Here is a 12,604-nt window from a genome sequence, read left to right as displayed (position 1 = left end):
TTATGCTATATTTCAATCTGTAATATTACAACTTGAAATATAAAGGAGATATAACCATGTCAAATCAATTAATCATGCGCTTCCTCAAGCAGCCTGCTACCATCATTGGAATTATAACTGCACTGTTGTTCCAAGTTTTTTTCAGCTTAATTTGGATTACAGGGTACGATCATGTAACGGATCGGGTAGATCAGCTGCCCATTGCTATTGTTAATGAGGATGGTACAAATGCCCAGCCTATAGTCGATGGGATTGCAGGATCACTTCAGTTCGTAACCAGACAGGATCTCCAACTAGAAAATGCAAAAGAAGCACTTGAGCATAGAGAAATCCGCATGATTATCAATATTCCCCAAGGGTTCACTGGACAGATCAGTAATCCATCTGCAAAGACTGAACTCCACTACTTCTTAAATGAATCTAATCCGCAGATGGTCAGCAATGTGATGCAGTCGGTAGCACTTAAAGTCACGGCTGCAATGAACACTCAAAGCAGTAATTCAGCACTAAGCCACACCTTGGATGCTATGAATCTGCCGCAGGCACAAGCGGAGATCATCAAAAGTGCTGCAAGCAGCCGCATTTCCGCCAACGTCGAAATCATTAACCCTACAACTAATTTTGCACAAACTATGGTACCCTTAATGATCGTTACCGCCTCATTTACCGGTGCTATGTTACTCGCGATGAATCTCCATAAAGCTTCCTCCAACTTGTCTGGACAATTTAGTAAATGGAATCGCTTTGCAGCCCGATTTGTCATAATGGGTGGAACGGCTGTGCTTATCTCACTAGTGGGAACTATCATGGTTAACTCACTCGGTATCCACTCTAATCGTGGCTTTCTGCTTATGTGGCTGTTCGAGTTCACGGTAATTCTCTCCTGTATGATCCTTGCTCAGTTTAGTCTGCTGCTCCTCGGGGATGCTGGCGGCTGGCTAAATATTGCGCTTCTCTCCATGCAAATGTTAGCGTCCGGAGCAACTATTCCACGCGATGTGCTTTCACCTTTTTATAACTGGATCGGTCCCTTTTCGCCCGCTTACTATGCAGTTAGTGGTATGCTCGACCTGGTTATTGGGGGTAACGGGGTATGGAAGGATATGTTCTATTTACTCTGTATTGGGGCAACAATTGCTGTATTAAGCGTACTTGTCACTTTCCTCCGTAAAGAAACTCGGATCTCACGAGAACAAGAGCCCGTGCCAGTAAATGCGTAATTATACAGTTTGCCACTCCGGCTATGCCATTTCAAATTGAGAGCGATATGCAGTTGTGATATGGTAGGAAGTGAAAGAAAGGAGCGGCAATGATTTATGAACATACAAGATGTTATTCTGGGGATTTTAAGCGAAAAACCTCATTCTGGTTACGAGATAAAACGACATTTCGAGGAATACTTCTCATTTTTCTTCGATGCCAGCTATGGCACGATCTATCCTACCCTAAGCAAGATGGAAAAGCTGAATCTGATCACTAAAGAATCTGTGCGACAGGAAGGCAAACCCGACAAAAATGTATTCACCATTACCTCTGCCGGCTTGGATCAGTTCCACGCTTATCTACAATCACCAGCCGAAAAAGATGTTCTGCGTTCTGACTTTTTTATGCACCTGTATTTTGGGGAAAAGACGGACAAAGAGAACATAGATAATCTGCTTCGGCAAGCATTGATAGAAAAGCAGGCAATGTACGACGATCTGGAACAGAAGTTGAACCAGCTAGATTACAAGTTATCTTCCTACCAGAAGTTGTGCATGGAGCTAGGCCTCGTACAATATGATGCTTTTATCAAAAAAATCCAAAGTGTGCTAGAGTCTAAATAAAACCGGCTTTCGAAAGTACACCATAAAAAAAGAACCGGTATTACATGCACATCTTGTGCTTGTAATACCGGTTCTTTTTTTTGAAATCATATGTGGTATATGGATTATGCTCTATCAAAGCTTGCAATAAGTTCATCAAGAACATCTTTGCTTACCATTTTACCTTTGAAATTGATCAGGTTTTCTGAGCTTCCGGAGAAGATACAAGTTGGCTCATATTTTCTAAGGATAATCTTTTCAGCGTCTACAAAAATCTCGAGCGGGTCTTTTATGTCGATTCCCATTGTTCTACGCAGTTCAATAGGAATTACGATACGTCCCAATTCATCCACTTTTCTTACTATGCCTGTTGCTTTCATCATCGTACATCCTCCCTTGAAGTCACATTTATAATCATTCTTGCTAAAAGCTATGTACGCTTCTATATGATAGTAATGATTACGCTACTACCTAATTCTAAAGTTCTATTCATTTCCTGTCAATTATTTTTCTACATTATATGATATTATTCGACAAAATTTCGACAATGTATGATATCTGTTGAGCCCCAAGATTTGAAGCCGTGTCAGAACACAAAAAAATAGGGGATTCTCTGGAATGTCGAAATTCACCCAGAATGTAACCCTACTTGATGACAATTCTACCCTAAAATACCTTCGTTAATCTATTTGTAAATCTTGTCACTCCGCTTATCTGCAATCACAGTAAGTAGGAAATTGTCGAAAACTAGCAAGAACGCTACTCCGTCATTTACCCAGATGTTTAGTAAGTCAAACTTAAATGTGGACTTTTGGTGAAAAAAAAAACCGCCTAAGAGGTCACCAACGCATTGACCCAGGCGGTAATTATGATAAAAAGTTCTTAATCATTTAATTAACAGGTTCTTTTTTCGCAGCATTGAATCTAGACTAGCTTGACGGATATTATTTAAATTCATGCTATCTTCTTCTTCGCTGCCACTGGATATTTCTGTGGGTAACCCAAATTGTGATATGGGATCATTACTGCTTACTTTATTTAACGAGTCCAATTGGTCTGCACGCTTCTTTTTGTCTGCCTCTACTTCTTTTTGAATCTTTTCCCGCTCGGCAGGTGTCAAGTAATCACCAATCACCCAAAATGTAGCTGTTCCATCCGGATGTATAACGACACCACTGACATCACCGGGTTTATCATTCGCACTGGAAGTAAAATGATCCTGTATGATCGCTTCTACTTTATTTTGCAGTTGTGGATCTGTTGCCGACTGATTCAGTATATTTGGAGCAATGGTTACATTTCCTTTGCCTGCACAATTGGAGTAAACACCCTTTACCGCTTCTTTGCTCTTGGGTATAGCTTGCACGTTGATCTTAATGTCGAATTTTTCTTCCAAATGTGTCAAAACCGCTTCTGCATGGGTTGTCGATAAGACATCTTGAAAAGAAATCTCTGAATTCTGATTTTTTGGGCTTACTTTTGTTGTTTCCACACGATTCAGGCTACTGAGTGAAGCTACATTCAACAACTTAAACCAACTCCCTTCTTCTTTTTTCCTGTAGAATGCGGCAAATTGTATTAGTTCGATTTAGGCGGTTGAAGCATCCATTTAATATATCGGATTCCTGAATTTGTATTTACAGTGTTTTCTCCAATTGAAATACAAAGAAGCCCGCTCCCAACTATTAGATACTAGGGGAGCAGGCCCGCTGCAAGCTTTACGAAGTAATCTCAAACAATCTCGCTGTTTTTCCTGGTGGGAGCGCCACCGTCAAAACCCCTGCCGATTTATCCCAATTCCAGGTTGAGCTATGCTGCTGAGGATAGGCACAGGTGATCGCCGGATCAAGTCCCTTCAGCTCTACCATCGGCAATTGGACATTCGCAGCTTCTCCGGCAATCCGCCATACCGCGACATACCGTCGTTCGCCGCGCCGCAGGCCAAGGCTGACCCATTCGCCCTCACTGTCCGGCAGGCCGAGTGGCCAGAAAGGTGTGGCGTGTGGGATATCACTGCGAATGGTTTTGTAATAATCCAGCGCTTCTTTAACTAGACTTCTGCGGTGGGGTTCAAGCTCCGCCAAATGACCGCTCTGGTGTACACGAAGCAACAGCGCATTAACCATATTGAAGATGACTTCCTCATCGTCCCCCTCGCGCAGCGGATAAGACCAAACTGCGGACTGCTCCGGTGTCAGTGCTGCCGGAGAACCTGCAGCAATGGCCGCATACTGTACATAATCCTCCTGGTCGCTAGTAGACTGGATGCTGTGTCGGCTAAGCATCGCATAATCCATGCGCATTCCCCCGCTGGAACAGTTCTCGATAACAAGCTTCGGATAACGAACAAAGATACTGTCCAACCAAGCCAGATAAGCGCGGTTATGCTGTAGCAGCCCATCTCCGAAGCTGTCCGCATTCGTTTCTGTCCCAATGCCTGCATTGATGTTGTAATCCATTTTAATGTATCCTACACCGTACTGCTCAACCAGACGCGCAATAACACCGTTTGCATGATCAATGACTTTCGGGTTGCGGTAATCTAGCTGATAGCGGCTACGGTCCTTAACCCTTTTACCATGCCGCATGAAAAACCAGCTGTCATCAGTCTCCGCAAGCTTCGGGCTGTTGATGCCCATAACCTCCAGCTCAAGCCATAGTCCGGGAATCATCCCTTTGCTGCGGATATAGTCGAGCACATATTTAATTCCTTCCGGAAACCGTTCGCTGGAAGGCTCCCACTGGCCTACACCATCCCACCACTCTCCGGGTGCATACCAGCCAGCATCAATACAGAAATATTCACAACCTACTTCTGCGGCAGCATCAATTAAAGGCAGTAGCTTCTCAGTCGTTGGGCTTCCCCATAGGCAATTCATATAGTCATTAAAAATAATCCGCAACAGCTCATTATCCTCATTAGGTCTGCGGATCATCCGGCGATATGACGTAAGCTGTTCAGCCGCGCCCTGGAATCCTCCCTGCACAGCACCCACGGCTACCAGCACCGAGGTAAACTCTTCACCGGGAGCTAGCTTCAGCCACCAATGGTTGTCATGTTCTGTAGGTCCGCTGACCAGCAGTGTAAGCTGATCGTATTGATCCGTCAGCTCCCAATGCCAAGAGCCGTTATGCTCAATCTGCCAGAACAGGCTTGTCCCGCTCTCCTTATTATGCAAAACTGCCATCGGCAGAAGTTCCGCTGCTGACCAAGAGCCTGTATTGCTTGCGGCAATTCGTTTGGAGCCACGGTCTGCCAAATGATACATCCCAAGCTCAGGCAGGCGGTAGGTACGCCACTGAAGTTCACTCTGCCATCCGCTGTGAGCAAGGGTTACTTCAATCTTATCATTGCGCTCCCCGCCCCCCTCTTTGTCTACACCTGTAAGAGCAAAGGAGGAGATGTATTCCACTGCCACCTCAGCTTCTCCAGCATTCTTTAGCACTGTCCAGCTTCGAACGATTTGCACACCCTTGTAGAACTGAAAATGCTGCATTGCCTGGATTCCCGAAATCGGATCAGCCAAGCTAAACTCCAGTTTACGTCCGAGCGCATTCACTGTATCGCTGTGCCCCGCATATACCATCCGAAGACCCGGATAGGATGCTCGGTGTGTGCGCCCGTGATATTCGGCGCGGTCTTCGCCCGATAATTGCAGCTCCAGCAGCCGGAAGCCTTGCTTGTTCTTATCCGCTATGGCTGCTTCCAAAGGTGCCGCTCCAAAATGCAACAGCCGAACATCCTGATCTTCCGTAACTTCAATCGTAAGATATAGTCCATTTTCAATGATTTCAATCATTTTGCTATTCACAATAATGTACCTCCTGACTTTGTCTCAGTATCTTCTTATGATTATATAACATGTAAAAAAGGGACGGTTCTCCAGTAAGTGAATCTTACCTTGGAGCCCGCCCCTGATCTGAACCTAATTATTCTGCCGATCCGAATTGAATCCAAGCTTTTTGAATTTCATCGATGGCTTGATCCTTAGTTTTGCTGCCGCCGATGTAAGCCTGCATGAGCTCACCAAATTTTTGGTGGAAGGTATCCAGAGAGTAGTTCACGGACAGGTCGCCGGATTTCTCTGTTTTGAGGATTTCTTCCATTTCTTTTGGCATTTGCAGGTCAGGCATAGGAGCATCCTTAATTGGAGGAATAACCTTAGCTACTGTAGAGAACCAGTTCTTACCGTATTCAGAAGTATACAGCCAGTTGAAGAATTCAATAGTCTCAGCAGCTACAGCAGAATCCTTATTGATACGCAGGGCTTGATCCGCACCAGTAATGATCTGGGACTGTTCAGCCTTGTCGCTGACTGGGTAACCCATAATACCCAGGTCGAAGTCCGGTGTAATTTTCTTAATGGCTTCTTCATCCCATGCGCCTTTACCCGTCATGAACGCTGTTTTGCCGGATGCAAAGTCGCTGACTTCAGCATTGCTGTCCCGTTCAAGCGGTTTGTCTGTGCCATGTTTAACAGTAGTATCAACGAAGCTGAAGAAGTTATTGTACAGCACCGGGTGATCCTTGATCGTAGTTTTTCCGGCAATAAAATCATTTACTAGTGTCTTAGCATCCGTACCTGCATCTTGGGCTGCCGCATCTACGAAGTGTTGGAAGATGTGTTTCCATACCCACCACTCTTTATAAGCGTTGGCAAAAGGAGTAATGCCTTTAGCTTCAAGCTTAGTAATCGCATCGTCCATTTGGGCTGTTGTCTTAGGAACTTCTGTAATCCCAGCGTCAGCCAACAGTTTCTTATTGTACATCAGGACGAATAGATTTCCTTTTACCGGAAGACCGAGCACTTTACCGTCCGAAGAACTCATGTTAGAACGCACTGCATCGGTCATCGCCGCAGCCAGTGGCTCATTAGTTAGGTCAGCACTATACTCCGCAAAAGTATCAATATCTCCGCCCGCTGTGGTCTGGAATACGTCAGGTGTACTTCCCGCAGCAATCTTCGATTTGAGCACCGTATTGTAGTCAGCCTGCATAATCTCCAGATTAATCGTCACATTCGGTTTAACTTTCTTGTACTCGGCAATATAAGCGTTAAAAGCATCAGTGTACTCGGGTGATGCGGTGAACATATTAATCGTGACCGGCTTGCCAGAATCTGTGGCAGGAGTATTCCCTGTTCCGCTATTGTTAGCGGCATTGTTGTTTCCGCCGCAGCCCGCCAGTAATCCGCCGACGAGCAGCAGACTCGCAGATAAAGCCATAAATCTTTTTAACATGATGTTGCCCCCTTTTCCTCATGCATCTAGTGGTCTTGAGACAATTCTAAAGAAAAAGAAAAAGGATAAGAATGTACATAAGTGAACTTATTAGGGTAAAAAAGTGTGTTCATGTAACCGCTTCACTCCTCCCCGTTCAATAGCAGAACCCGATATTCAGAAGGTGAACAGTCATAATAATTCCGGAACGCCTTGCTGAAATAATTTTTGTCCTTGTACCCCAACATCTCGGAAATGTCTTGGATTTTCAAGTCGGGGGTGGATAGCAGCTCCTTTGCCTTGTCCATTCTTACCTTTTGTACATACTCATGTATGCCATAACCATATTGCCCTTTAAAAAGTTTCATCAAGTATTCTCTGCTCAGGAAATATTTATCCGTGAACATCGATATTTTAATATTCTCAAAATAGTGATTATCAATGTATGCTTTAATATTTTCCAGTACGCTGGGGCGATTGCCAGCAAGGCTTTTGCTGATTTCATTGCCATAGCAATCTAGAATTCCGCTCAGCACCCGCTCAAATTCGCCAAAGGAAGCAAAATCGCTCCCGATGCCTAGCCCACGCAATCCTTTATCTTTACCGCCGCGAATACGTTCGGGGATCGCATCCAGCTCCGTGGCAATATCGTTCAGCAAAATAATAAACTCCTCTATCTGCCGGTCAGCCTCGCCCAGATTAAAACGTCCGGAAGCCTCCCATTTCTTCGTGAATTCGCTTAAAATACTTTTGGCATGATTGATATTCCCGCTCTCCAGTGCGTTGCGAATCAAGGGCATGCGCCCTGTCAAGGAAGGATTATCTTTCCCCTGGGAAGTATCGTTGCTGCTATTTGTGACAATCGCTCCCTTCAGCGTCAGGAGGTCAATCCCGTCGAGAGAGGCTTTGGCAGTCTCATAGGATTGAGCAAGCGCCATGATGTCACCATAGGGCTGTCCGATTCCTCCGGCAACAACAATTCCGAATAGCTCTTTCAGCGTCGAGACTAACTTCTTCATATGATGTAAAGAGCGGAAAGTTGCGTCCTCCTCATAGCCGCCTTTCATCGTGAAGATGGCGATAAACTCGCGTTCTCCCTTATGGCTGGCGAAGCTGAAAGCCTGAAAATGCTCATCGCTATTCTCATTAATCACATTTGTGACGGCAAAATGCAGCAAATCCCGGTCCTCATGGAAGCGATTACGACGCACTTGTTCCAAATTGAGCACCCGCAGTACACCCGCAGCAAAATAATTCCCAGCTGTATCGGCGCCGATCAACGGCAGAAAAGCCTCGTTGGACTGATTTTTGAAGCTCCGCTCAATGATCGACAGATAGATTTTCTCCTTTAGCTTCGGCAGAGACATGTTGAGCGTAATGTTCCTGTTGATGAACTCGCTTTCTTTCTTGCGTTTAGCCTCCAGCACATCGATAGCTTTACGTAAGGCCGCATTCAAATCCCCCCGGTTGACCGGCTTTAATAAATAATCAACTACCTTAGAACGGATAGCCTGGCGGGTATATTCAAAATCATTGTAGCCGCTGATTACAATCGTCAGCAGTTCCGGGAACTCCTTCTCCACGATCTGCAGCAGCTCACTTCCGTTCAGCTCCGGCATCTTCATGTCGACCAATACGAGATCGATCTTTTGCTCCCGCAGCATGGCTAGGCCCATACTTCCATCCGTAGCCTCCAGTACCTGATCGACACCTAGTCCTTTCCAGTCTCCCAGGATGTTGATCGCCTCACGCAACGGTTCCTCATCATCTATAATCAGTACTTTATACATGGTTAATCCCTCCCCGCGGTAACCGCATGTCCATCTTTGTTCCGCCAGCATCACTGGTAATGGCCAAACCCGCAGCCTCACCATACAAAAGCTTCAGCCGCGTGTTCAAATTTTTCAGTCCGATGCTTTCCGTGTCACTTTCAGCAGCGTTCTCTCCGCCCTGATCTTCCCACTGGATTTGAAGAGAACTTCTCACTTGCTCCAGCCGCTCCCCGCTAAACCCCGGCCCATCATCCGTCACTGAAATAACAGTATGGCTAGGCGTCACATGCGCTTCAATGGTAATTGTGATCGTTGTGGATACTTTTTCCAGCGCATGTTTGATGCAATTTTCTACCAAGGTCTGAATGGACAGCTTCGGAATTTCCAGCTCCAGCAAAGGGTCTTCCCACTGGTAGGCCACCTGCATTCTGTTTCCGAAACGGGCCTTCTGCAGCGCTAAATAACGTTCAATATGCTTTAATTCCTCTCTGGCATGGACCACATCTTTACCGCTAATGCAGTATCTCAGCGTCATAGCAAGATTATCGACCATATCAACAATATCATCATTGTTGTTTTTCAGCGCCTTGGTGGAAATGGCTTGCAGGGCATTATATAAGAAATGCGGATTGATCTCAGCTTCCAGTGCTTTGAGTACAGCATTTTTCTCGACAATTTTCATTTTGTACCGTTCATTGATCAGCTCATTCGTCTTTTCCACCATCTTATTGAAGTGGCGAGACAGATAGGCAATTTCATCCTTTCCTTCAACCTGTGCTTCAGCGTCAAAGCTGCCTGTACTGAACCGTTTCATCTGCAGCGACAGATTCTTTAGCGGGTTTGTTATTTTGTTCGAAATAAAGCTGACCAAGATGACCGAAACGATTAAAAATAACAGTCCTATGAAATAGTTCAATTTGCGTGTTGTCGTGGCCGCTTCATAAATTTCTTTGTAGGGAATCGGCTTAATCAGCTTCCAGCCTTCTTTTTTGCTGATGTCATAAATCACTAGATACTTCTCTTCTTTATCCGACCACGTCACGCGTCCTCCTGAGGCTGGTGTCAGCTCCTTAAGCAGTCCCGCTTGTTCACTCTGTTGATAAAACCCGGGGTCATCCACCACAAAAGGTTCATTATCGGGACTGACGTACATTAGGTGCTGCCCTTTACTGAAGGGAATATCCTTCATAATCTCGTCCGTAACCGAGGAGTTGAAATAAAGGGAGAGCACCGCCTGCGGTTCCCTGGAGACTATGGAGCGCAGCAATCGATGGTAGCCCATGAAGCTTTTATCCTTATTTATAGGGTAGTCGGAGCTATTGATCATCGAGGTTTGGTTTTTTACAAAAGACTGGTAAGAACGGTTAAACGGGCTGGCCAGCGCTTTTTTATACCAGGAAAGATTCTCAATCGACGGATGCTCGGCGACCCGCACGGTAATATTGTAGTTCTCTTTGGTGACATAATAATACTTGTGCTCCTTGATCACATACAGGTAGATAGCTTCCAGATCATTGCGGGAGAAGTACAGGTTCTTCAAGTAGTCCTCCACATACATCTTCGAGGCATAATCCTCCGATTCATGCAAAATCGCATAGGTGATCTCGTCATACGATATTTGCGGCAGGGATAATTGCTCGATGCCGTCCAAATAACTCTCCAGATTCCGGCCGACAAGCAACAGATTGTTGCTCGTACTGGCGATGCTGTTATCCACCGATTCTTTTCGCAGCATGCCGTATGAAATGAACGTCAGTGAGGTCACCACCAAAATAATGATGATTGTAAACAGCAAAATAAGCTTGTTCGCCAACCTGCGTGAGACAAGCTCCAGCACGGGTTCAAACCGCTTTATGATCCACTTTTTAATAATGACCGGCAACCTCCTCCACGATTTACAGGCTTAATTATAAATATTTCAGTTCACCTTTTTACCCCTAACTGTACTCTTAAATCCATTTTTGAGTATAGGGTACTGCTCTATAATACACAATATAGACTAACCGGAATGGTTATGTGTGGCAAGCCTAGTCGATATTACCACCCAACAAATCAAGAAGAGGTGCATCCATGTTAAAATCACTCGGCAAAAGATGGCGCGAGAAAACAGAATTCGGATTATTCACTCTCCCAGTCCTAATCTGTATCGCTGTAGCATTCTACATTCCGTTTGCCATGACTATCCGCTATTCGATGACCAAATGGAACGGTATTTCGAAACACCCTAAGTTTGTCGGACTTGATAATTTCAAACAAATCTTTATGGGCGACACCAACTTCGCCAATTCAGCCTGGTTCACCATAAAGTATGCGATTCTGTACATTGTTCTCGTTAACGTGCTAGCCATTCTGCTCGCACTGGTTCTGGACATGAAGCTGAAGAGTACTCCTTGGCTGAGAGCCGCTTTCTTTATTCCTTATATCCTCAGTCTTGTCATTGTCGGTTTTATCTGGAAATTTATCTTTATGCAAGGTTTCAACTCACTCGGAGAAAGTACAGGCTGGTCCATATTTGGTCTAAGTTGGCTAGGGACGCCGGGACTTGCTTTCGTCTCCATACTGGCCGTCTCCATCTGGCAGTCGATTGGTTTTTATCTGGTCATTTATATTGCTGGTCTGCAATCTGTACCTGAGGACCTCAAAGAAGCAGCCACAGTTGACGGCGCTGGTCCCATGAGAAAATTCTTCAGTATTACACTGCCACTGCTCGCTCCATCCATTACGATTTCTGTGTTCATGGCACTGACCAATTCGATCAAGGTGTTCGATGTCATCCTGTCATTAACCGGGGGCGGACCTGGCGGAACTACCTACAGTATCGCTTACGATATCTACCGGGATACCTTCCAGAACAATCTGTATGGATACGGTACAGCGAAAGCGCTTATCCTGTTCCTAGCCGTCTTGGTGGTAACCATTCTCCAGTTAGCATTCTTCAAACGAAGAGAGGTTGAGGCATAATGAATACAAACCGCAAAGCAGGCCGAATTATTCTAGAGGTTGTTATGGTCATCCTCTCTCTTCTGTTTCTATATCCGCTATTTCTGACGATTATCAACTCGTTAAAAAGCTTTAGCGAAGTCATGACGGATGTCATCGCCCTGCCGAAACATCTGGTCTTCGGCAACTATTCCTACGTGTGGAAGTTTATCAACTATCCGAAGCTGTTCCTGAACAACTTTGTCATTACCGGTGTAGGTCTTCTGGGTATTGTGTTCATTTCATCCATAGCAGCCTACAAGCTGGCACGGACGAAATCCAGACTGAGCGGGGTGATTTATTTCCTCTGCATTATGCCGATGCTGATTCCGTTCCAATCGATCATGCTGACCGTTCTGCAAACCGCTAAAACCTTAAATCTCTCTGAGAGTACTTGGGGACTTGGGTTGTTATATTGGGGTTTCGGTGCTCCACTCGCCGTGTTTATCTACCATGGATTCGTCAAGGGTATTCCGGTTGAAATTGATGAGAGTGCCACGATTGATGGAGCATCCGGCTTCCGCCTGTTCTTCAGTGTCATCTTCCCACTGTTGAAATCGGTCACAACAACCATTGTCATTATCGACGTAATGTGGATCTGGAATGACTTCCTGCTCCCGCTGCTCATGGTCAACGGCTCCCCAGATACCAAAACGCTGACACTGGCTGCCTACACCTTCGTGGGCCAATATACCTCAGATTGGCAATATGCGATGACAGCTATGGTCATGGCGGTGCTGCCATCGATCGTTGTATTCATCTTCTTGCAAAAGTACATCGTTAAGGGTGTTGTTGCGGGGGCGGTGAAGGGCTGATTATCTGATTCCC

At 45.4% G+C, this 12,604-nt stretch carries 10 protein-coding genes; 4 read left to right on the top strand and 6 right to left on the bottom strand.

Features of this window, described 5'->3' with window-relative positions; genetic code table 11:
• Nucleotides 1–56: 56 nt before the first annotated feature.
• Together MHH89_RS00370 and MHH89_RS00365 are read left to right on the top strand one after the other, a co-directional pair.
• Entirely contained in the window at nt 57–1,220 is a 1,164-nt protein-coding gene (locus MHH89_RS00370; RefSeq protein WP_076304367.1) for a YhgE/Pip domain-containing protein, read from the top strand.
• A gap of 96 nt (nt 1,221–1,316) precedes the next feature.
• Nucleotides 1,317–1,826 carry a PadR family transcriptional regulator gene (locus tag MHH89_RS00365; RefSeq protein ID WP_036684013.1) on the top strand — a complete coding sequence of 170 codons (510 nt, stop codon included), beginning with the start codon at nt 1,317–1,319 and terminating at the stop codon, nt 1,824–1,826.
• 104 nt (nt 1,827–1,930) lie between these two features.
• On the opposite strand, the gene MHH89_RS00360 is transcribed toward MHH89_RS00365, so the two are convergent.
• From MHH89_RS00360 to MHH89_RS00335, 6 genes are all read right to left on the bottom strand, one after another.
• Nucleotides 1,931–2,188, bottom strand: a complete 258-nt coding sequence (locus tag MHH89_RS00360) for an AbrB/MazE/SpoVT family DNA-binding domain-containing protein (protein WP_036684015.1) — start codon at nt 2,186–2,188, stop codon at nt 1,931–1,933.
• A gap of 503 nt (nt 2,189–2,691) precedes the next feature.
• Entirely contained in the window at nt 2,692–3,333 is a 642-nt protein-coding gene (locus MHH89_RS00355) for a DUF6033 family protein (RefSeq protein ID WP_312150872.1), read from the bottom strand.
• 190 nt (nt 3,334–3,523) lie between these two features.
• Entirely contained in the window at nt 3,524–5,605 is a 2,082-nt protein-coding gene (locus MHH89_RS00350) for a glycoside hydrolase family 36 protein (protein ID WP_312150883.1), read from the bottom strand.
• Nucleotides 5,606–5,735: 130 nt separating this feature from the next.
• A complete protein-coding gene (locus tag MHH89_RS00345) occupies nt 5,736–7,046 on the bottom strand; it encodes an ABC transporter substrate-binding protein (RefSeq protein WP_076124844.1) in 1,311 nt (436 codons plus the stop codon).
• A 122-nt stretch (nt 7,047–7,168) separates the two neighbouring features.
• Complete coding sequence (locus MHH89_RS00340; protein WP_076124842.1) at nt 7,169–8,815, bottom strand: response regulator; 1,647 nt, start codon at nt 8,813–8,815, stop codon at nt 7,169–7,171.
• A complete protein-coding gene (locus tag MHH89_RS00335) occupies nt 8,808–10,670 on the bottom strand; it encodes a cache domain-containing sensor histidine kinase (RefSeq protein WP_076278642.1) in 1,863 nt (620 codons plus the stop codon). Before MHH89_RS00335 ends, MHH89_RS00340 begins: the two co-directional genes overlap by 8 nt.
• Before the next feature lie 197 nt (nt 10,671–10,867).
• Here MHH89_RS00335 and MHH89_RS00330 point away from each other — a divergent pair, with 197 nt between their 5' ends.
• Together MHH89_RS00330 and MHH89_RS00325 are read left to right on the top strand one after the other, a co-directional pair.
• Entirely contained in the window at nt 10,868–11,758 is an 891-nt protein-coding gene (locus MHH89_RS00330) for a carbohydrate ABC transporter permease (RefSeq protein ID WP_036684044.1), read from the top strand.
• On the top strand, nt 11,758–12,591 hold the full coding sequence (locus MHH89_RS00325) for a carbohydrate ABC transporter permease (protein WP_036684045.1): 834 nt from the start codon (nt 11,758–11,760) through the stop codon (nt 12,589–12,591). The genes MHH89_RS00330 and MHH89_RS00325 overlap by 1 nt, the downstream gene beginning before the upstream one ends.
• Nucleotides 12,592–12,604: the final 13 nt, after the last annotated feature.

The organism is Paenibacillus sp. FSL H7-0323 (assembly GCF_038002725.1).
Taxonomy (GTDB): Bacteria; Bacillota; Bacilli; order Paenibacillales; family Paenibacillaceae; genus Paenibacillus_AQ; species Paenibacillus_AQ odorifer.
The sequence above is the reverse complement of the archived record's forward strand: the minus strand, read 5'-3'. Positions and strand labels throughout refer to the sequence as shown.